Origin of the sequence: Nostoc sp. FACHB-190 (assembly GCF_014696905.1) — a bacterium.
Taxonomy (GTDB): Bacteria; Cyanobacteriota; Cyanobacteriia; order Cyanobacteriales; family Nostocaceae; genus Nostoc_B.
In genome coordinates this window covers 154,557-175,412 of record NZ_JACJQW010000013.1, presented here as the reverse complement: position 1 = coordinate 175,412, position 20,856 = coordinate 154,557, and the positions used below count along the sequence as shown (strand labels likewise).

Genomic DNA, 20,856 nt, shown 5'->3' with positions numbered 1-20,856 from the left:
CTCCAGTTTATCGACTACTTTAATCAAACAATGGCTAAACCTTTTCAGTGGACTTATAAGGGCAAAGTTTTGGCTCTTTAATGGTCTGCTTATTTCCGCCTTGCTGTACTAGTAGTTTCTAGATGTATAGCAGTAGTCAGAGATGTTAGGACAATTTCAAAGTTTGAATGCCAGAAATAGTAAGACTTTTCCTCCTGCCTTGAAAGAGGGTGTAAGGGTGTAAGGGTATGGGGGTGTAGGGGAAGGATATCTTTCATCTATGACTGTGAAATTTTTTCATCGGGACTGCCTTCTGCTATATTTGTCCAATTAACCCTATTTTTCAGAACTGGAATAATACCTCTGGCAGAAGAAAAACTATGTAGGAGAATTTATTGGCAAATTGACAATTAATTTTGTACCTTTTCCTGGGGTGCTTTGAGCAGTAATTGTGCCGAAATGGCGTTCGGCGATTTTGCGACAAATAGTTAAGCCAATGCCTGTACCTTCATATTCTCGCCGACCATGTAACCTTTGAAAAATTTGAAAGATGCGATCGCTATACTTTTGTTCAAATCCAATACCATTATCTTCGATGATAATTTGACAAAATTCCAGTCCCACGGCTAATTGTGCTGATTGATTATTTAAATGTTGACTATATATTTTGACAATAGGTGTCATTTGTGGGTGATGAAATTTCAAAGCGTTACCAATGAGATTTTGCATTAATTGGCGCATTTGCAGAGGATCAGCTTTGATTGTTGGTAAATCTTCCACTTCCACAGTTGCGCCTGTTTGTTGAATTAAAACTTCTAAATCCGACAATACCTCTTGGGTGATTTCAGCTAAACTTACAGATACAAAAGGTTGCGCTCTGGTTGTTACCCGTGAGAGCGTTAACAAACCTTCAATTAAAGTCTGCATTCGCAAAACAGCATTCTGCATTCTTTCTAAATAATCAGATGCAGCTTCAGGTAAAGAGTCACCACAAGTAATCAGTAAGCGTTCGCTAAAAGTTTTAATTTTGCGTAGCGGTTCTTGTAAATCATGGGAAGCAATAAAGGCAAATTCTTGCAGTGCTTCATTAGAACGGCTGAGTTCTTGTCGTTGACGAGTTTCGGTTTCCAGAATTTTGCTTTGGGTTAAAGCGATACCAATTTGATCTGCGAGTTGTTGCAAAAGTTCAATTTCCCAGTTATTCCACTGTCGGGGATGTACACACTGATTGGCAATTAATAAGCCCCAGATTTGATTTTGGAGAAAGATTGGTACCGAAAGAACAGCTTTGACACCCAACTCTTGCATAATTTTCAGGTGTGGCGGTGAGATGTTTGCTGCTTCTTGTTCGTCGTCTAAATTACTAATGGCGTTAATTATTCCCTGGCTGTATTTTAAAACATACATTTCTCCGAGAGTCGGCTCATTCAATTCCAGACTTGAGGCCATTGGCAAACCAGGAACCACGGCTTCTTTTAAAATTAAGATTGAGCCGTTGGAACGTAGTCGTAAAATCAAAACTCTATCTGCACGCAGTAATTTTTGTACCTCAGTGACACTGGTTTGCAAAATTTCGTCAATCTGTAAAGACTGGCGAATTTTGACAGTGATGTCAGCAAATAACTGCGATCGTAAATTTTGCCATTGTAATTGTGCCTGTACTCGCTTACGTTCAGTAATGTCCATCATCGCACCAATCATCCGCACTGGTTGACCTGCTTGGTCATGGACAATATAAGCTCGGTCTAAAATGTAAGCATAGGAACCATCATAACGACGAAAGCGGTATTCATGTGACCAAAATTGTTGCCCGCTATTAATAGCAGCCCACATATCCGTATCAATTATTGGTTGATCTTCTGGATGTATGCGTTCATACCACCAATTTAAATCAGCACTCAACTCTGCTAAGGGATAGCCAAACAGGGTTTGTACAGCTTGATTCCACCACACCTGATTCGTCAGCAAATCCCAATCCCAAATCACATCATTAGTTGCACGGGTAATAATTTGAAATCGCTCTTCACTCTGGCGCAATTCTGCTTCTGCTTGTTTACGCTTGGTAATATCTATCACGATCCCAGACATTCGCACAGGTTCCCCAGCCGCGTTGCGAAAAACTACACCTTTGCTCACTAACCAGCGAATGCTACCATCAGCTAAAACAATCCGAAATTCCACATCATACTCCGCATCTGTTTGCACTGCTTCGATTACCGAGATGTTGACAAAATCCCGGTCTTGGGGATGAACATAGTGTAAAAAAGTTTCATACCGACCATCAAAACTACCAGGTTCCAAGCCAAACAGTGCTTCTTTGTTATCTGACCAACTAACTTGATTAGTAATTATATTCCAGTCCCAAGTTCCCATCCGAGCAGCTTCTAGGGCAATTTTCATTTGGGTTTCTCGTAATTGCGCCTGTTGATTTTGCTGACGTAATTGCTTGATGGCGCGAGATGCTGCTAAAAGATGGCGGATTCTGTGGGATAATACTACCCATTGAATTGGTTTAGTAATGTAGTCGGTTGCACCCACGGCAAAAGCTCGCTCTACCGATGCTGGCTCGTAAGCCGCAGTAATCATTAATATTGGTGTATCCTGAATATCTGGTAATTTTTGTAATTTTTCGCAGCAAGTAAACCCATCCATAACGGGCATAATAGCATCTATAATTACCATATCTGGATGTAAATTAGTGTAGGTAGTAATTGCTTTGCAACCATTACTAGCTTCTACGACTCGATATCCAGCATATTCCATCAGTTGACGCAGATGAATTCTGGTCACATCGTCGTCATCGACAATCAAAATCAGCGCCGAATCTTGATTAGTCATGGTGATTGGTAGTTCTTCATCAATATCAAAATTTAAAATCAGAAATTTAAAATGCTATGGCTTATACAAATTATTATCAACTCTATGATGGGACTCATATTTGATTTCTGAACAAAATCAATAAAATCTCTGTTCCCTGTTCCCTTTTCCCTACCTTCACTCCTTAAATTCAGAAATCAAACCAAATTTTATATGACCACTACATTTACCGCACCAATTAAACCAAGACTCGAAGATAGTTTTGCAATTACCTTTGCTCCCTTATCCCTTGAGGAAGTCTACGCCAAAGCGGACGATGCAGCTAACGGTGCTGTGGTGGTGATGAGTGGTATGGTACGCAACAACACTGATGGACAACCTGTCGTCGCCCTAGAATATCAAGCTTATGAACCGATGGCGATGCGGGTGTTTTATCAAATTGCGGCTGATATTCGCACATTTTGGCCTGATGTTAAACGAGTTGTGATTCATCACCGCATTGGTAGGTTACAAGTAGGCGAAATCAGCGTTTTAGTCGCTGTCGGCTGTCCCCATCGCGGTGAGGCGTTTGAAGCCTGTCGCTATGCTATTGATACTTTGAAACATAACGCGCCAATTTGGAAAAAAGAACACTGGCAAAATGGTTCTACCACTTGGGTGAGTATTGGTGCTTGTGAACAGTCAGGACAAAATTGCTAAAATTCCCGAAGTAGTTGCCTATGCCCGTGTTTCATCTAGAGAACAGGCAGAAAATTGGGCGGCATTAGATCAGCAAATAGCTCGTCTTAAGGCGGCAGGGGCAGAAATAGTATTAACTGATACTGAATCTGGACGTGAGGGCAAAGAAGACCAACGTTCTAATTGTGCAAACTGCAAATCACATCACAGTTTGCACAGTGTTTCAAAGATTACCGAAAAGTAAACCGAGTTGACCATTCAATAAAAGACTTAATTACACAACGAATATACGGATTAATCATGGGATACGAAGACTTAAACGACCATGAAGAATTACGTCATGACCCGATGTTTGCTCTAGCATTAGGAAAAAAAATATGTTGAGATTTTAGTACGAGGAGATAGTGCTTATTCCAGGGACGATATTATGACATGGTGTGAGTCACTGCCTGGAGTTGACTACGTTTTTGGATTGGCGCAAAATAGTCGTTTAATTGGGATGGCTACCACGACTCATTTAGGATTGCTATGCAATAAATAGGGTTTGCTGAAAAAGTTATTTGGTGGGGATTTTTCTGTAGGGTGCGTGACGCAACGAGAAGATTTGAACGTAGTCATCAGATTTATCACGCCACACACCAACCACCAATTGTGACACTTAGGTAAGTCCTACTTAAATAGGTTGTAGGGGTGAACAGCCGTTCACCCCTACAACCTCACACTCATTCTTAACAAACAACCTTTGTGCTTAAGTCTTGTATGTACTTATCAATCTTGGGCAATTTCCTCAGAACTCTTTCTGAGAGTTTGGCTGGCCAAGGCGACAGAATGATCGTAATACTTTCTAAAGTCAAATTTGTCCGGCCAGTCTTGCTGAAAATCGTATCTACCGGGAGCTAGGATATTATTTGGGTCTAACGCCCGTTTTAATTCTTGTAGTAATTTGCCATAGTCATCTTTGGGTGTTGGTAAAGAATTCATTGCTGAAGTCGTTAAGCGATAAGGAATATAGCCTTCTAGTATCAATTTTTGCATCATTTCATCATGACAAGCGATCGCTCTTTCATCTTCTCCAGGCACATCTCTATCGTAAACAATCGCAACAGTCATATCGATACTTCTTTCTGTGACACATTGCAGTCCAATATTTGGCTCAAACTGATATCGGATAGCGATTTCTTCAATAATTTTTAAAGCTGTTCTCACATGCTTGCCATCAAAAGGTACACTAGGAGCCAACCAAATCAAACCACAACGATCTCTATCTGGATTCATATTAGATGGTACAGGATCTCGCTTTCTCCAGTAAGCCATAGAAATAACTTTGTCAGTGGGGATACCTCGCTGGAGATTTTTATTATAGAAAAAGTCAATTATACCTCTTAAATCTACTCCAGTAATCAATTTATAAATAGGGCGAATGATTTCTAAAATTTTTGCTTTACGCTCATCAAAAAATACAATTTTATTAACTGTTTTCTTCAATGCTCGTTGAATTAACTTCCTTTCAATTCGTCCCTGTTCTTTACTAGCAGAGTATAAAGCGCCTTCACCAATCCATAAACCACCACCCCATGCCTTTCTAAAGTTAGGCATTAAATCTTCTGGGAGGGGTGTTTTTTCATTAGTATCTTTCCAAGGATATTGTTGTTTTGTAGACAACATACGATAGTCATTAAAGATAACAAAGCTATTTCTTAATAGTCCTTGTAACTTTAAATTTTGCAGAGTATCGATAAATTCTTCAAAAGCAGAATCATCTTGGAGAGAATAGAAAAAAGACTGGAAATATTGAGGTTGGGGAATTAACCAGATTGTCATTTGTGTAACAATCCCAAAGTTAGACTGTGTAAATATGCCATCTAAATAAGGGCCTATTCCCCAACGATTCACCTTAGCAGCTTGAGCATTTGCAAAGCGATCAAATCCAGTATGAATCAATTCTCCTGTTGGTAAAACAACTTCAAATCCGCAGACATTAGCAAATCTATCGCCATAAGGCCCTTTACCAATTCCTCTTTCTAAGATATTGCCAACTAAACTGGAATCGGAAGCACTTCCTGTCACAGACATCATTAAGTTTGACTGATGTTTTTGTAAAAACTCAAACAGTTGTCCCTGTGTGACACCAGCTTCTACAGTCACATAAGCCAACTTCTCGTCATAATCCACAATTCGGTTGAGCCTACTCAATTCCATAATCACGCAACCATCTTGAGTAGGCACTTTTGAACCATATCCCCAATTTTTGCCTGTACTCACAGGGTAAATAGGTACTTTATATTTGTTTGCTATGCAGACACACTCTTGGACTTCAGCACAGTTTCCCGGTCGAATAATGGCCAGCACTTTCTGAGTTGTTGCAAATGTTGCAGTTTCAGCCGCCGAGATGGATTTTTGATCAACCACCACATTATCTGGACTTAAAAGTTCTTGATATGCTTGCAGTACTTTGGCTAAGTATTCCATATTTTTGGGTTAAGTACTAGATTGTTGATAATTCAAAATGTTGGTATCTCACCTCTTTTTTAGAGGTGAGACTAAATTCCGATTTCTCACTAGTGGCGTAGTCAAGCTAAATCAGTGCATCAAGATGAAGCATCTTTGTTGCAAAAAAGTTATCCTCCAAAAAAATTAATGCAACATTTTTATTCTTGAGTCGTCACTATTGAAAAGGTTTTCAAGACAATGAAAGCCTAGCAATCAGTTCTCGGTACGGGGGCGCTGGGGTAGTGAAAATTTAGCAATAATAGCTCTTTTACTTCTCCAGCTTCCTCGGCTTTCTTTTATCTACGAAGTTTTAGGAATTTCTAAGTTAGTTAAACAAGCGGCTTGCGAGCAGTTGTAATCTCACCTGGACAGAGCATCAAACTAACATTGCGATCAAATTGAATACGCCCATTTAAACGCATTCTGTAAGCTCTAACTTGAGCCGCTTGATGTTCGAGGTCAGCTTGAAGTCTTTGTTCCTCGGAAAAGTACTGTTGAGCAACAATTGAAGAGTTAATTCTGTAATTGAAGCTTTGTTCGCACTTAACATTGATAAACCCTGATGTGGTGAGCCATCCGTATAGCTCTTCTCTGGTAAGAAAATGACGGTTTTTGGCTAAATCATCCATACCAGCATAAGTATCTTTGACTCTCGCAATTTCCCGCAGTTCATCCCTTTCTTGTGGATCATCGAATAGCATACCAAGATTCACAAAAAGTCCGCCTGGCTTCAAAACTCGGTAGATACTACGATAAAGCTCTAACTGATAAGAGCGAGGAATTTCATGGTTGGAACTTTTAATCATGACTCGATCAAAAGAGTTATCGGGGATTCGGATGTGAGAGTCGCGGGAAGTCATGGTTAAAATATCTCCCCAAATCACCTCTGCGTTAGCTTGTGCAAGCTTATTGCTGGCAAACTTGGTTTGTACCTGTGAGTACTCCAGTACAACGAGTTTAGGACAATCAATTTTGTGTGTCAGACAGTATTGATAAAGCCCGTGCGCTAGGTTGCCATCTCCTGCCATTGCATCTAGAACAGTCTGAGCTTTTTCTGGTTCTAACAGCCTGAATATCTGATTAATTAATTGAGAGTCAAATCCGTTAATTGCATCTTGATCATATTTTCCAACTAAGTCAAATCCTCTATCTTCTTGTAGTAAAACCATTGGAATCCTCCAGTTATGTGAATTGTTGTTGCAGATTCAGGAAAGAAAAGTCAGCAACTCAAACAGTTGTAGCGATCGCCAAGAACGCTGCAAAATTAAGAGTAAGATTGCACTGTTTGGGTAAAATGAGAGCTTTATTTTATACCGAAGTTATTTTGGCTAAATACTTTGGTCAAGCTCTAATCTTTAATCATTCCTAATCCGGAATGTTTCGCAGATAGTAACAAAACTTTACAGTTCTCCCTTTCATCCTTCCCAAACCCTTGATTTTTGGTTTTATTGTGTAAGTTCTATGTATATGTATGAAATCAAAAATCCTAATGACTGTTGTAAAAATCGAGGTTTTGATATCTCTAGTGTTTGAGGAGTGGAAGTGGTTATTTGCTCCCAAATACTTAAAAAACTTTACACTTAAAGCTTAATATTTTATTAACTTTCAATTCCGTCCCATTTGTAATACGCAAAATTTAATATTCAAAAAGCTTTTAAATGCACACTCAATTATGTATAATTTAATTCACCAAAATATATCATTAAATCGAGTTTTTACTCAAACTAAGTATGTTATCAGTTTTTTTTTGAAGATTAAATTTAAGCAGCCTACAGTCAATTTAGCAAAAATTTTTTCCCAACATATACCAGCTTTTCAACTATATCTATTGCAATTTCAAATACTAACCGTTACTAGCATCATTTTAGGATTATATCTAACACCTAAAACAGTCTTAGCTCAAAACATCATCCCCGCCAACGACGGCACAGGTACAACAGTTGACCCCCAAGGCGACAAAATCAATATTAGTGGTGGTAGCCTCAGTAGCGACAAAGCCAATCTCTTCCACAGCTTCAGCAAATTTGGACTCGATGCCAACCAAACCGCCAACTTTTTATCCCAACCATCCATCCAAAACATTTTAGGCAGAGTCACAGGTGGAGACGCATCCATCATTAACGGCGTAATTCGCGTCAGTGGTGGCAATTCCAACTTATATTTAATCAACCCCGCAGGTATTATCTTTGGGCAAAATGCCAGTTTAAATGTACCAGCCTCCTTTACCGCTACTACAGCCACTCGTCTCGGTTTTGGGAATAATAACTGGTTAAATGCTGTTGGCACAAACAACTACAGTCAACTTATTGGTACACCCAATAGTTTTGCCTTTGATAGTAGTGTTGCTAGTGCAATTTTCAACCAAGCTAATTTAGCTGTACCAACTGGCAATAATCTCAGTTTATTTGGTGGCACAGTGGTAAGTACAGGCAGTTTATCAGCCCCTGGGGGTAACGTCACAATTGCGGCTGTACCGGGAAGTAGTTTACTCAAAGTCAGTTTGGCGGGAAATCCGTTGAGTTTGGAAATTCAACCGTTAAATGCAATTAATAATAATTTGCCATCGAATGATTTAGCGGCGTTATTAACTGGTGGTGGTGGTGGCAATGCCACTAATTTAGTTGTAGATAATGGTGAAGTAAAGTTAACTGGTTCTGGTTTGACTGTGAGCAATGGTGATGTTGTTGTAACTCAAAATATTATCACTGCTGATAGATTTACTGGTTTAGCAGGCGCAGTTAATATAACAGCAGAAGGTAATATTACAACTAATAATATTGATGCTTCAGCTTTCAGCCGTTTTGAAAGTGCTAAGGCAGGCGCAGTTAATTTAACAGCAGGCGGTAATATTACAACTAATAATATTGATACTTCCGCAGCTTTAATTTTGGGGACTGCTAATGCAGGTGCAGTGAATTTAATTGCTGGTGGTAACATTAATGTGGATAGCATCAATACAAGTGCTATTAGTATTGATGTTGGTCAAATTAATTTTATCAATGCCAATCTTCCACCTCAAGCTAGAATTTCGTTGCCTGATACACCCCCACTTGCTCAAGGTGGTAATGTTAATCTTTTAGCCAATGGCACTGTCAGGGTAGTAGGAGAAATTCTTGATAATGATCAGCCTACCGGGAATTCGATTTTGACTAGTGCATTTACTCAACCGGGTTCTGTCACGATTCAACATAACGGCGGCGTAAATAATGTGCCATTTGTGGTAGGTAATGCTAACTTGAATGGCACCAAAGCAGCTATTAATGTCAGTCAACTTAGTTTTTTTAATCAAACTTCAACTGTTGCAAACATCATCATAGATAGCAACGATTCCCAAATTACGTCGACATCACCAATTAACACTTTTCCTGTACTGCCACTAGGCGGAATGGCAGAAGGTACACCTGATTTAATTTCTATTATTTCTGTTAATACTCCACCGACTTTAACAGGTAATTATAATTTACCAGATACTCGCCAAAATCGTCCTGTTACATTTACCCTTGGTTCATTAAATATTAATCCTAATGATGTTAATAATGATGTCAGCAAAATAATTGTAGATAAGATATTATCTGGTTTTTTAAACTTGCAGGATGGAACACCCGTTACACCAGAAACTATTTTAAATCCCAATACAGTTTTAGTTTATACACCACAAAGGGGTTCTGTTGGTCGAGTACAAGCTTTTACAATTAAAGCAAGTGATGGTGTTTCTGAATCTGCACCACAATCAATCAATGTTAATATCACGCGACAACCAATAATTATCCCTCCGCCTATTACTGAGCCTCCTGTAACAGATAATCCCTCGCCTAACCCTAGAACAAATAATCCTCCTCCTGTAGATACGGATAATTCTTTTAATCCCGAAACAAATAATCCGCTAAATATAGACCTAACTAATGTAGTTGATTCGGAGACAGAAGAAAAGAAAACGGCTAGTATTCCAATTTTAGAAAAAGATCAGTCTTTGCTAAATGTAGATGTAGATAAAGAGATATCTAAAATTGATGCTAGATTTACTAACCAGTTTGCCCAATATTTAGGTACAGGTACACCACCAATTAAAGGTATTAAAGAAGCTAGTGAAAGTTTAGTCAATATTGAAAATGCTACAGGTGTAAAACCTGCATTGATTTACATTTCGTTTGTGCCGAAAACACTCAAGCGGAGTGTTTTACCAGAACAAAAACTCACGCCTCAAGCTGATGATGTTTTAGAGTTAGTTGTAGTGACGGGTAAAGGTGAGCCGATTCGGAAAGTAATTGATGTGACGCGATCGCAAGTTTTAGCTGTAAGTAAACAGTTTACCAACAATATTACCCAACCAAGTTTGTCAAATAACTATCTTACTTCAGCACAACGACTATATAACTGGCTCATTACACCCCTAACACCTACCCTACAAGCACGGCAAATTAACAATTTAGTGTTTATTGTGGATGCTGGCTTGCGAACTATGCCCATAGCGGCACTTTATGATGGTCAACAGTATCTTATAGAAAACTATAGTGTTGGCTTAATGCCAAGTTTGAGCCTGACAGATACCACATACGTCGATATTAAAACAGCCGAAGTTTTGGGGATGGGTGCATCTCAGTTTATGAATCAAGATCCCCTACCATCTGTACCTTCAGAGTTAACTACTATCACGCAAAAACTGTGGCCTGGTAAAGCCTTTTTAAACGAAGCTTTCACCTTAACAAATCTGAAAACTCAACGACAGCAAAAAGCCTTTGGAATTGTTCACCTAGCAACTCACGGCGAATTTAATTCCGGTGCGCCGAGTAACTCTTATATTCAATTGTGGGATACCCAATTAAAAATGGATCAGATTCGCCAACTGGGTTGGAATAACCCACCAGTAGAATTGGTGGTGCTGAGTGCTTGTCGTACAGCCTTGGGTAATGAAGATGCAGAATTAGGTTTTGCTGGCTTTGCGGTGCAAGCTGGTACAAAGTCGGCGTTGGCGAGTTTATGGTATGTTTCCGATGAAGGAACACTGGGATTAATGACCCAATTTTATGAGAAGTTAAGACAAGCGCCTATTAAAGCTGAAGCTCTACGAAGAGCGCAAGTTGCTATGCTGAAAGGTCAAGTGCGAATAGAAATGGGTAGGCTGCGGACAGCGCGGGGTGATGTTCCTTTACCACCAGTTTTACTAGAATTGGGTGATAAAAAGTTGACGCATCCCTATTTTTGGGCGGCTTTTACAATGATTGGAAATCCTTGGTAATGATATGGGGAGTGGGGAGTGGGGAGTGGGGAGTGTGGGGAGAGAGGGGGGAAAGATTTCTTCACTATCCTCACACACTTGTCACACCTCCCACACCTTTCACACCTCCCACCCATTCCATTTATTGCATAATCATCCGTGCGACTTTATCCATAACTTGACTCAAGGGATGTTCTGGATGACGTAAGCAAAATAAATCGCTACTGGCTAGTTGAATTAATTCTTCTGCTAGGGGTAAAATTCCGGCTACGGGTGCGTTGTAGATTTTTTCGACTTGTTGTTTGAGGGCATCAAAATCTAAAGCTGGAAGTGCTTTATTAATTAACAACAACATATTGGGTACTTCCAGTTTGCGGGCTACTTCTACGGTGACGGCTGTACCTTGAAAATCTTGGCGATCGGGGCGTAAAATTAAAACTAAAATATCAGAAATTGCAATTGAAAGTAAGGTTTCTTCGTTGAGTCCTGGGTGAGTATCAATGAAGAGGAAATCTAGTTGTAAAGCAGTTAGTAATTTTTGAAAGCCTTCGTTAAGTAAATTAAAATCAAATCCTTCCCGCAAGACTTTGGTAATATCTTTGGCTTTAATACTAGAAGGGATGAGATAAATTCGTCCTTTTTTGTTTGCTGACTGCCCTAAAACTGAGCTAACATCATAAGCTGACTCTTCAATATTACAGCGCCCCCAAAGATAATCATTCAAGGCATATTTCATTTTCTGTTCATCAAAACCAAACAAAACATGAATCCCTGGCGATTGAATATCTGTATCAACAATGCCAACCCGATAACCATAACGTGCAACAATTCCGGCTAGGTTAGCGGTAGAGTTTGATTTACCTGTACCGCCGCGAAAGGAATGGATAGATACAATTTTTGACATGATGAAATTGATTTTTGTAGGCGAACCACAGAGACAGCAGAGTAATATATAGCAGTCCTAGTTGATATGTGAATAACAGAGACAAGGGAGACAAGGAGGACAAGGTAGACAAGGGAGAGAAATATTTTTGAAGAAGAAAAAATTCAGAAGTCAGAATCAATTAGTACGTAGTGGAATATCTAGACTAAAATAGTGCATTAGATTGGAAAAATTAACCGCAGATGTAGACGTGCAAGCGGCTTGCCGCAGTCTACGCGGATGAAATCAATTTTTTAATGCAACATTTTAGTCTGGTCACGTTACTACACTTACTCCTGGATTCTATGTTGAGAAATCATTTAGGATGGCTATAGTTGTCAGAATTTTTACATAGATTTAGAGTTTATCCCAAATATTTTGACTGAGTTTACTTTTCTTTTTTTCACCAAAGTAGGGTTGATAGTAGATTAATCCACTATCATCTATTTCTTGAATAAATCTTTGGGTAACTAAAGTTTTTAGTTGCTGTTGTGCCAATTCTTCTGTAGTTTCCAAATGGCTTACTACTTCTGCTAAAGTAACTTTTTGCTGGCGAGTTATCCAATTTATTAGTTGTCGTTGTTCGTCTGGTAAATCGAGGATATCTAATTGACTATTTTGGGGAGATGATTGGTTAGGTTCTGGGTAATTCATGATGATTATTTGTTTTCTTTCAATTTTTTACTACGACGTTGTAAATCTGCTAGATATTCTAGTTCGTCTGGTTCTTCAATTGTGGTTGGTGTGGTGGTGATTTCTAAGTTATTGCTTGGATTTTGAGGGAGTAAGGTTTCTTGGGAATTAATTTGGTTGCGTCTGTCGCGGACTTGCTGGAGATAATCTATTTCTGTAGGTGCAGAATTAGTAGGTTGAGAAATGATGGTATCAGCTAACAGATGATTAGTTTCTGGGGTATTTACAGTAGGTAAAATTGTGGGTGGGAAGTCTTCAATATTATCTCGCCCCCGCAAATCTTTGGCTTTTTGTTGTAGTTCTAAAAAGTAGTCACTTTCGGTAATTGCTGCTACTTCTTGATTTTTTTTGTCTTGGTCAATGTCAATATTAATTTTGAGAAAGCCTTTGACTGTTTTTACAATTGTGGCGGCATATCTGTCTATTAAAACCACAGCAACAGCACTGCCTAACAAACCTAAAACTGGTGGTACTAAAGGTATCCAACCAGCTTGGAGAAAGATGATATAAGTACTACCTAATAATACAGCGATCGCTACACCGCCACCCAATATCAACAGCCAAGGTTTGCGAATTTGCCAAGCTAAAAATCCCCCAACTAATGACCAAGCAAAGATCCACAAGCCTTCTTGCCATTCATTCCAATACCAAAATAAAGGTCGTTTATCTAAAACTGCACTTAATATTTGACTAGCATTTTGGGCGTGGACTACTACCCCTGGCATTTTTTGGCTATCGGCTGCACCCGCGCTATAAGGTGTGTAAAAGGTATCTTTGACAATTTGGGCAGTATAGCCAATCATCACAATTTTGTCTTTAATTAAGGCTGGGTCAACTTTATCTGCTAAAACATCGCTGAGGGAAACTTGCTTGACGGCGTTTTTGGCAGAACGATATTTTAGTAGTATTTGGTAATCTGATGTATCAATGTTGTGATAGCCGCCAGCTTTTGGTGTTAAGCGTCTAATAACGGTAGAATTAAACTGTAATTCACCAGATTTGGTTTGTTGTGGTTCAATTCCCTGGGCGGTGAGGTAACGCACCACCATTTGAAAACTCAGCGATGGTAGTTGATTTTCAGGATCATCGATATTGCAGATATGTTCGCTGGGTTTGGGCAGTTTGGAAGCTTTAGGAACGGAAATCATCATTCCTTGGCGGACTGTACCACCAGCATCTACAGGAAAGTCCGCAACTCCGACTCTATCTTCAGGAATCCCAGGTGCGGCGGCGATACCGGGAGAATCAGCTTTACTCAGAACGCAAACAGCCGCTATATTCTCGTTTTCTGCTAATATTTGCATTAAATCTGCCCGACCTGTGGCTGCACCTTGTTTCACATCCCGCAAAATATCTATGCCAATGACGCGCGGTTCATGTTCTGCGAGTTTCGTTAATAACTGCGCCATTGTGCCGTCTTCAATGGGATATTCTTTGCGGGTTTGAATATCGTTATCATCCACACCCACGATTAAAAAGCGATTGTCTATTCCTTCATCGGGACGCGATCGCATTAACCAATCAAATGCAGCTAACTCCATCCCCTGCAAACTTCCCAATTCTCGCAATCCCAAAATTAATCCCGCGATCGCTACACTGGTGAGAACAACTGTTCCGCCAATGGTGACTACTGTTTGACGGAAATTACGCTGTTGGGAATTTTGACCGACCATTGGCCTTACCTCTTTCTGGATTAGCTAAAGTGTAAATGTTAAAAAATAGCTCGTTTCCCCAAGAAATTTCGATGTAATAATTGTTTGCTGTAATTAATATTTTGCGAATATGCGTCCAAATTACCTGTTTTGCTTCACTCTGTCATTAGCTATTTAATATTTCTCAATGAAATTGGTTTGAAAAAACAATAGATGTAGCCACCCTGATTTCTCGAATCCAGGACTTACGCAAAAGTAGGAAAAAACGAACCGCAAAGGACGCAAAGGACACAAAGTTATAAGAGTTTTAGAGAGTTATTGCATAAGTCATAAAATAATTGGGCTATCTGTTGAGTTTAAGAATAATTGAGAAATGCTATAGTGTTTTCACTGAGGCTATTTTAAGCCAAAATTAACTAAATTTAAGCAGAAAAGATTCACAAACTGAAACTTTAAATATTCGTAAATAGTCATTCATAAAAACATACATATTGTAAAAAATATGCTCAACAAAAACTTACTATTAATTACATTAGGCTTAACTCTCATTCCCGATTTGCTGCTGGGGACAATCCCCACAATTGCCGCACCTACCAATAGCATTGCTCAATTCGGTGTTCCGCGTTCCACACCCAGATTATTTCCGCGTCGCCGTTCTCTATTAAGATTTAAAGTGCCAGGAATCCGGGGTTCGCGCAATTTAGAAGCAGGTGCAGCCAGAGGAAAATGCAGCCCGCAAGATATTAGTGGAGTTTTACCACCCAAACCGCCCAAAAGTGCCGCTAATCAAATTCCCGTAGAATTAACAGTGAGCGATCGCCCGACGTTTTTTGTCAATGTACCCCAAACCTCTGCACAGCAAGCAGGATTTTTACTCCGGGATGAAACTGGAGAAGAATTACTTGACAAAACTCTGCCAATTACAACCAGCAGGGGAATTATGAGCTACACCTTACCATCTGATTTTGCAGGGTTAGAAATCGGGAAGAAATATCGATGGCGCTTGTCTTTACTGTGTGATGCTACCAACGGCGATCGCAGTGGCGATCCAACCGCTAGTGGCTGGATTGAACGCATCGAAGTACCCCCAACCGTAGCAAGTAAATTACAAACAGCAACACCTAAACAACGTGTCATCATCTATGCAGAAAATGGTTTTTGGCATGATACCCTAAAAACCTTGGCTGATTTACGTGCTGCCCGTCCCAATGATTTAACTTTAGTTCGAGATTGGGATGATATTTTGCGATCGGTCGGGTTAGAAGCGATTTCCCAACAGCCGTTAATCCCCCTCCACCCCACCACAGCAGCTAATAAATAAACTCTACTTTCGGTATGGGTTTCTCTTCTCCTCCGCCCATATCCTTTGTTCTCTTGCTTGACGATGGTTAAATATCAAGGTATTTAAATGCTTAATATCCTGTCACTATCTAACCATGTCTACCGCACAAAACAAGGCCATCGCCCTGGAATTTTACCAAGCCTTTGACAATGGCAGTGTTGAACAAGCCAAAAAAATTATCGCCGCAAATTTCATCGCCCATACAACAGGCGCATCGGAACCTCTCGATTTAAATGGTTTTATCGAGTATGGGTTGATGATGCGGAATGCTTTTCCTGATGGGAAGCATACATTTGCAGATGTGATTGTGGAGAATGATAAAGTCGTTACCCGTGGGACATTTAGCGGTACTCATACAGGAGAATTACTGGGTTTTCCGCCCACAGGTCAGCCAGTGAAATTTGCCGTGATGCACATAGACCAGATTGTTGACGGCAAAGTGGTAGAACATTGGGGACAGGCAGATATTATGGCTTTGATGCAACAACTGGGTATTCTTCCCCCATTCATGTAATCGGTATGTTGCTATATGAAAATCACAGTTAGGACTTACGCATCAAAATGAAAAATCAAGGGTGTAGGGGTTCAGGGGTATAGGAGTGTACTGATTCAAAATCCTTACACCCCAAACCCTTTCACCCGAATTTCTCACGTATAGGTAGCGGGTGTGGAGAGAGAGGGGAGTGTGGGGGGAAAGATTTTTTCACCATCCTCCCACACTCCCCACACCCCTGGATTTCTCTCTTGTGAGAAATCCAGGTTTCACCCTTACACCCAATCTTCACAGATAATCTTTGTGCGTCAGTCCTGACTAGTAATAGCGATGATTTCTGGACGCAGTTCCAAATTTGATGTTTAAACTACTAAGACACGTAAGTCTTTTTCTGATTACAGCTTGTTTGCTGTTGGCTTGTCATAGTTCAGCGCCAACAAAATTGCAACGTCCGCCTTTGAAAGTGCAATTTGGCTCGTTTGTCGGGGAGTATCCTGGAATAATTGCTCAAGAAAAGGGATTTTTTCAAGCCCAAGGGGTAGATGTAGAACTAATTTATAAAAGATATGCAAAATTAGAACAAGCAAATTTCAGTGCTGGTAAATATGATGGAATTTCATTATCATTAGGAAGTTTCATGATTTTGAGTGCCACAAATCCTGATATTCAAGGAGTGATTGTGATCGATGAATCAACAGGTGCAGATGTGGTAGTTGCCAAATCACAAATTAAAATCATTGCTGATTTGAAAGGGAAAAAGTTAGGGGCAAATCTCGGCGGTTTTAGTGAAGTGTTTGTGACGGAAATGTTAAAAAGTGCCAACTTAACCAGCGATGATATTAGCTTCGTACAATCAGAAGCTTTAGATATTCCTCAACGTCTGAAAAATAATGTGATTCAAGCCGGACATACTTGGCAACCTCATCTGACAGAAGCTGTGAAATTAGGGGGACATATTTTATTTACTAGTAAAGAAACCCCTGGCTTGATTTTAGATATGATTATCTTTCGTAAAGATATCATCCGCGATCGCCCTGAAGATATTCGTGGATTTGTGCGGGCTTGGCTGCAAGCCTCAAGCTATTGGAAAGACCATCTTCAGGAAGGAAACACCATCATCAGCAAGGCTTTAAATATTCCCATTCATACCCTGTCTCTAGAGGGCATCAAACTCACTAATTTAGCCGATAATCGCCAATTTTTTCAATCTAGTAACCCTCATTCTATCTACAAAACTGCCAAGATATATGCAGACTTTTTCATTCGTGCTGGAAATGTCACCCGCCTTCCAGAGTTAAAAGGTTTGTTCAATTCTACCTTTGTGAACCCTCCCTCATAATTTAAAGCTATGCAGCGAACATTTTTGGGCGGTATTCGGAGTAAGTTAATTGCTTCATTTCTAATTGTAGCTTTAATTCCCTTGCTGTTACTGTCTTGTATTAACAAACAAACCACAGAAACAGCACTGACTGAAAATGCAAAACAGGCTTTATCTGCGGCGGCTAAGGAAACAGCAAATAGAATCGATGCTTTTATTGATGCTAATTTGAATGCGGTGCGGGTAGAGGCAATTTTACCAGGTTTGTCACGCTACCTGAGCTTAACTCCACAACAGCGAAATAATAGCCAGGAAATGCAATTGGCGACAGAAACTTTAAGTCGCCTCAGTCGCAAAGATATGCTGAATATTCTTTCGTATTCTTTGCTGGATTTAAACGGGAAAAATGTTTTAGATACCCACACATCGAATATTGGTAAAGATGAATCAGCCGCAGATTATTTTCAACAACCATTGCATACTGGCTTATCTTTTGTTTCTAGCATGAAGCGATCGCCACAAATTCCTGACCTTGTTACCCTGGTTTTTAGTAGTCCAGTCCGCAATGCCAAGGGTAAAATATTGGGGGTATTGCGGGTTGCTTACAATGCAACTGTGGTACAGCAGTTAGTCACCAGAGAAACTGAACGGGCTGGGGCTAAAGCCTTTGCGATTTTGTTAGATGAAAATCATATTTATTTAGCACATAGTACAGCACCAGAACTACTATTTAAATCAATTGTACCTCTGCCTTTGGAAGTAGTAACACAACTCCAAAAAAAAAGTCTGTTGCCTAATGCTCCTGTGGAACAATTAGCAACTAATGAATGGCAACTCAAGCAAGCATTAGATAATCAACAATCATATTTAATTACATCTTTATCAACAACAGCCAATCAGGTAAATTTGATTGCGATCGCTCATTTAAAATATGAACCTTGGTCGGTATTATTTATTCGCCCCCTAGCAATTGCTCTAGCACCTGTAGACAAGCAAATTACTGATGCTATGTTGCTGTTTGCTTTGATTGCTTCAGTAGTAACAATCATTGCTATTGTGATTAGTCAACTGTTCACAAAGCCAATCATTTATCTTACCAAAATTGTTGCTCAGTTTACCGCAGGTAACTTAGATATCCGCGCCAAAATTAACTCTCAAGATGAAATCGGTCAATTGGCGACATCTTTTAATAATATGGCACTTCAGTTACAAACATCTTTGACAACTTTAGAACAACGAGTCCAAGAAAGAACAGCCGAGTTAGTCATTGCGAAAGAAAAAGCGGAAGATGCAAATCAGAAATTAGAAAAACTGATTAATCTTGATGGTTTGACTCAAGTAGCTAACCGACGCTGTTTAAATATACAACTACAAGCAGAATGTCACCGCCTCGCACGCGAACAACAACCTCTTGCACTAATTTTATTTGATGTTGATCAATTCAAACTTTATAACGATTGTTATGGTCATCTTGCAGGTGATAATTGTCTAATCAAAGTAGCACAAACAGTTCAACATATTCTTTATCGTCCTGCTGATCTTGTGGCGCGTTACGGTGGAGAAGAATTTTTAGTATTACTACCTAATACTAATTTAGTAGGAGCGATAACTGTAGCGCAAAGAATTCAGGAAGCAATTCATGAACTGGCGATTCCTCATGAGAAATCTAGTGTCAAGAATATCATCACTGTGAGTTTGGGTATTACTTCTGTTATTCCCACGTTAGACTTCAAGCCAGATACATTCATCGCCTTGGCTGATCTAGCACTGTACAATGCCAAAAAACAGGGACGCGATCGCTATTGTAGCGCCGAGGTAGGAGATAGTTCACAATTACATGAATCCGGCTGACTCGTATAATCTCTGCACCATTGCCGTAATTTTAGCCCCATAATCTAAATCTGCTGACCAACGACCAGAAAGTTGACTAACTAAAGGTGCAATTCCTCTGGTGACAAAGCGAAATCTAGGGTCAACCACTTCATTTACTAACGGTTCTAAACTGGCGTAAGCTTTTAAATGTTGAATATGCGCCCTAACTCCAATTCTGGCACTATCAAACGCCGCCGCATCAGAACCACCGCCAATACTCCCCAGTCCAGCAAAGTTGTTTTGTTCTGGTCGAATATCACCACCAAAGCGTAAAAAACCAGTTTCAACACACATTTGGCAAAAGGCGATATCGTAATTTACCCCTTCAATTGAGGCTTCTTCTCGATAGAGTTTGGGAATATCAGGAAACTTGGCTAAAGCATTTTCATTATTATTTCGCAGAAAGAGTTGTAGCTGCACTTCGGAAGTATTACCACGGGAGATAATTTGATCCATCTGACCTTTGCAGATCACTAAAATCGAACGCAGGTTAACAGTGCGGGTTGTACTGTCCCAGTTGACAGAAATATTAAAATCCCGCAGTTCCACAGCTTTGACATAGACAACTCGGCGATAGGTAATTCGGTTGACATTGGCGGCTGTTGTTAAGTCAATTCGCAAGCGGTCTACTAAATCAATGGGAATATAAGCATTACCATTCACTAATATTCCTTGTTCTGAATAACTCTGCCCATTGATGTTGATATTAATCGATGGATAAGTTTGTTCGGTGGGAGTTCCGGGTGTAGGGTCAACAACACGACTCCAAGAAGCCAAACCATCAGCAATACCCAAAGCAAAATCACGGCGACGGTTTTGCAGCAAGGCGCGGTCATCAGGGCTGCTGAGAAATCCCACCTGCATTAATAATGAAGGCAGTGTTGTTTGACGACAAAAGGCTAAACGTCCCAAACCACTATCGCTATCTGGTTTCACTCCCCGATTCGGTAATTGGGGAACACGGCGTAACAAACCCACTAACAGCAGTTCACCATTACTTTTACGCTCATTATTACTGGCAATATAAAATACACTAGCCCCACGCACTATTGGGCTACTGGCGGAATCAGCATGAATTTCCAGGGCGACATCTCCCCGACGACCACGAGAATTAATCCAAGTGATGGTGTCGGCGGCGCTTAAATCATCAGGAACAGCCAAAACTTCAAATGTCCGCGCCCGTAGTTCTGTAACAATTAAATCCCGCAGCAGAATCATTTCTCTGGCTTCTGTAGTTCCCCCAGCAATTGAACCTGGATCGATTCCTCCTGCTTCTTTGCCTCCGTGCGCCGCCGAAATAAAAATACGCCCCATCTTCAGTATTTCCTCTTAAAAAGTTAAGCGTAAGCAATTCTATAGCGGTTCTCGGTTGGATGAGGTACATT

14 protein-coding genes and 1 pseudogene are annotated in these 20,856 nt (G+C 40.0%); 8 read left to right on the top strand and 7 right to left on the bottom strand.

The annotated features are described in order from the left end of the window. Window positions 1–357: 357 nt before the first annotated feature. Entirely contained in the window at window positions 358–2,817 is a 2,460-nt protein-coding gene (locus H6G28_RS16465) for a PAS domain-containing protein (protein WP_190672286.1), read from the bottom strand. Between the two features lie 192 nt (window positions 2,818–3,009). Between H6G28_RS16465 and H6G28_RS16460 the strand changes: the two genes are divergently transcribed. From H6G28_RS16460 to H6G28_RS37945, 3 genes and pseudogenes are all read left to right on the top strand, one after another. Then, the gene (locus tag H6G28_RS16460) at window positions 3,010–3,495 is read left to right on the top strand and encodes a molybdenum cofactor biosynthesis protein MoaE (RefSeq protein WP_190672283.1); all 486 of its coding nucleotides are present in this window, start codon (window positions 3,010–3,012) and stop codon (window positions 3,493–3,495) included. Beyond that, entirely contained in the window at window positions 3,464–3,718 is a 255-nt protein-coding gene (locus tag H6G28_RS16455; protein WP_524538614.1) for a recombinase family protein, read from the top strand. The genes H6G28_RS16460 and H6G28_RS16455 overlap by 32 nt, the downstream gene beginning before the upstream one ends. Next, window positions 3,664–3,988 (top strand): annotated as a pseudogene (locus H6G28_RS37945) (transposase); the annotation flags it as partial. The gene H6G28_RS16455 and the pseudogene H6G28_RS37945, both read left to right, overlap by 55 nt. A 254-nt stretch (window positions 3,989–4,242) precedes the next feature. Here H6G28_RS37945 and H6G28_RS16445 read toward each other — a convergent pair. Continuing rightward, a complete protein-coding gene (locus tag H6G28_RS16445) occupies window positions 4,243–5,943 on the bottom strand; it encodes an FAD-binding oxidoreductase (protein WP_190672280.1) in 1,701 nt (566 codons plus the stop codon). A gap of 350 nt (window positions 5,944–6,293) precedes the next feature. Further along, on the bottom strand, window positions 6,294–7,133 hold the full coding sequence (locus tag H6G28_RS16440; protein WP_190672277.1) for a class I SAM-dependent methyltransferase: 840 nt from the start codon (window positions 7,131–7,133) through the stop codon (window positions 6,294–6,296). 578 nt (window positions 7,134–7,711) lie between these two features. On the opposite strand from H6G28_RS16440, the gene H6G28_RS16435 reads away from it, so the two are divergent. Beyond that, entirely contained in the window at window positions 7,712–11,200 is a 3,489-nt protein-coding gene (locus H6G28_RS16435; protein ID WP_242054597.1) for a CHAT domain-containing protein, read from the top strand. 121 nt (window positions 11,201–11,321) lie between these two features. Here the strand turns inward: H6G28_RS16435 and H6G28_RS16430 are convergent, their stop codons facing one another. The 3 genes from H6G28_RS16430 to H6G28_RS16420 all read right to left on the bottom strand — a co-directional run bounded on the left by H6G28_RS16430 (window position 11,322) and on the right by H6G28_RS16420 (window position 14,467). Further along, a complete protein-coding gene (locus tag H6G28_RS16430) occupies window positions 11,322–12,083 on the bottom strand; it encodes a MinD/ParA family ATP-binding protein (RefSeq protein ID WP_190672272.1) in 762 nt (253 codons plus the stop codon). A gap of 375 nt (window positions 12,084–12,458) precedes the next feature. Further along, window positions 12,459–12,755 (bottom strand): ArsR family transcriptional regulator, encoded by a 297-nt coding sequence (locus tag H6G28_RS16425; RefSeq protein WP_190593274.1) that lies wholly within the window; start codon window positions 12,753–12,755, stop codon window positions 12,459–12,461. A gap of 5 nt (window positions 12,756–12,760) precedes the next feature. Continuing rightward, entirely contained in the window at window positions 12,761–14,467 is a 1,707-nt protein-coding gene (locus H6G28_RS16420) for a CHASE2 domain-containing protein (RefSeq protein WP_190672269.1), read from the bottom strand. A gap of 481 nt (window positions 14,468–14,948) precedes the next feature. Between H6G28_RS16420 and H6G28_RS16415 the strand changes: the two genes are divergently transcribed. The 4 genes from H6G28_RS16415 (at window position 14,949) to H6G28_RS16400 (ending at window position 19,450) form a co-directional block, all read left to right on the top strand. After that, window positions 14,949–15,767, top strand: a complete 819-nt coding sequence (locus H6G28_RS16415) for a DUF928 domain-containing protein (protein ID WP_190593276.1) — start codon at window positions 14,949–14,951, stop codon at window positions 15,765–15,767. A gap of 115 nt (window positions 15,768–15,882) precedes the next feature. After that, window positions 15,883–16,302 (top strand): ester cyclase, encoded by a 420-nt coding sequence (locus H6G28_RS16410; RefSeq protein WP_190672266.1) that lies wholly within the window; start codon window positions 15,883–15,885, stop codon window positions 16,300–16,302. A gap of 337 nt (window positions 16,303–16,639) precedes the next feature. Next, a complete protein-coding gene (locus H6G28_RS16405) occupies window positions 16,640–17,620 on the top strand; it encodes an ABC transporter substrate-binding protein (protein WP_190672263.1) in 981 nt (326 codons plus the stop codon). 9 nt (window positions 17,621–17,629) lie between these two features. Continuing rightward, entirely contained in the window at window positions 17,630–19,450 is a 1,821-nt protein-coding gene (locus H6G28_RS16400) for a sensor domain-containing diguanylate cyclase (protein WP_190672260.1), read from the top strand. Here the strand turns inward: H6G28_RS16400 and tftA are convergent. Further along, a complete protein-coding gene (gene tftA, locus H6G28_RS16395; RefSeq protein WP_190672247.1) occupies window positions 19,433–20,785 on the bottom strand; it encodes a hormogonium tapered terminus morphoprotein TftA in 1,353 nt (450 codons plus the stop codon). The genes H6G28_RS16400 and tftA overlap by 18 nt on opposite strands. Window positions 20,786–20,856: the final 71 nt, after the last annotated feature.

Bases quoted from the DNA above. Each gene is read 5' to 3' on its own strand.
- H6G28_RS16465 (WP_190672286.1), bottom strand. From the start codon at position 2,817: ATGACTAATCAAGATTCGGCGCTGATTTTGATTGTCGATGACGACGAT.
- H6G28_RS16460 (WP_190672283.1), top strand. From the start codon at position 3,010: ATGACCACTACATTTACCGCACCAATTAAACCAAGACTCGAAGATAGT.
- H6G28_RS16445 (WP_190672280.1), bottom strand. From the start codon at position 5,943: ATGGAATACTTAGCCAAAGTACTGCAAGCATATCAAGAACTTTTAAGT.
- H6G28_RS16440 (WP_190672277.1), bottom strand. From the start codon at position 7,133: ATGGTTTTACTACAAGAAGATAGAGGATTTGACTTAGTTGGAAAATAT.
- H6G28_RS16430 (WP_190672272.1), bottom strand. From the start codon at position 12,083: ATGTCAAAAATTGTATCTATCCATTCCTTTCGCGGCGGTACAGGTAAA.
- H6G28_RS16425 (WP_190593274.1), bottom strand. From the start codon at position 12,755: ATGAATTACCCAGAACCTAACCAATCATCTCCCCAAAATAGTCAATTA.
- H6G28_RS16420 (WP_190672269.1), bottom strand. From the start codon at position 14,467: ATGGTCGGTCAAAATTCCCAACAGCGTAATTTCCGTCAAACAGTAGTC.
- H6G28_RS16415 (WP_190593276.1), top strand. From the start codon at position 14,949: ATGCTCAACAAAAACTTACTATTAATTACATTAGGCTTAACTCTCATT.
- H6G28_RS16410 (WP_190672266.1), top strand. From the start codon at position 15,883: ATGTCTACCGCACAAAACAAGGCCATCGCCCTGGAATTTTACCAAGCC.
- H6G28_RS16405 (WP_190672263.1), top strand. From the start codon at position 16,640: ATGTTTAAACTACTAAGACACGTAAGTCTTTTTCTGATTACAGCTTGT.
- H6G28_RS16400 (WP_190672260.1), top strand. From the start codon at position 17,630: ATGCAGCGAACATTTTTGGGCGGTATTCGGAGTAAGTTAATTGCTTCA.
- tftA (WP_190672247.1), bottom strand. From the start codon at position 20,785: ATGGGGCGTATTTTTATTTCGGCGGCGCACGGAGGCAAAGAAGCAGGA.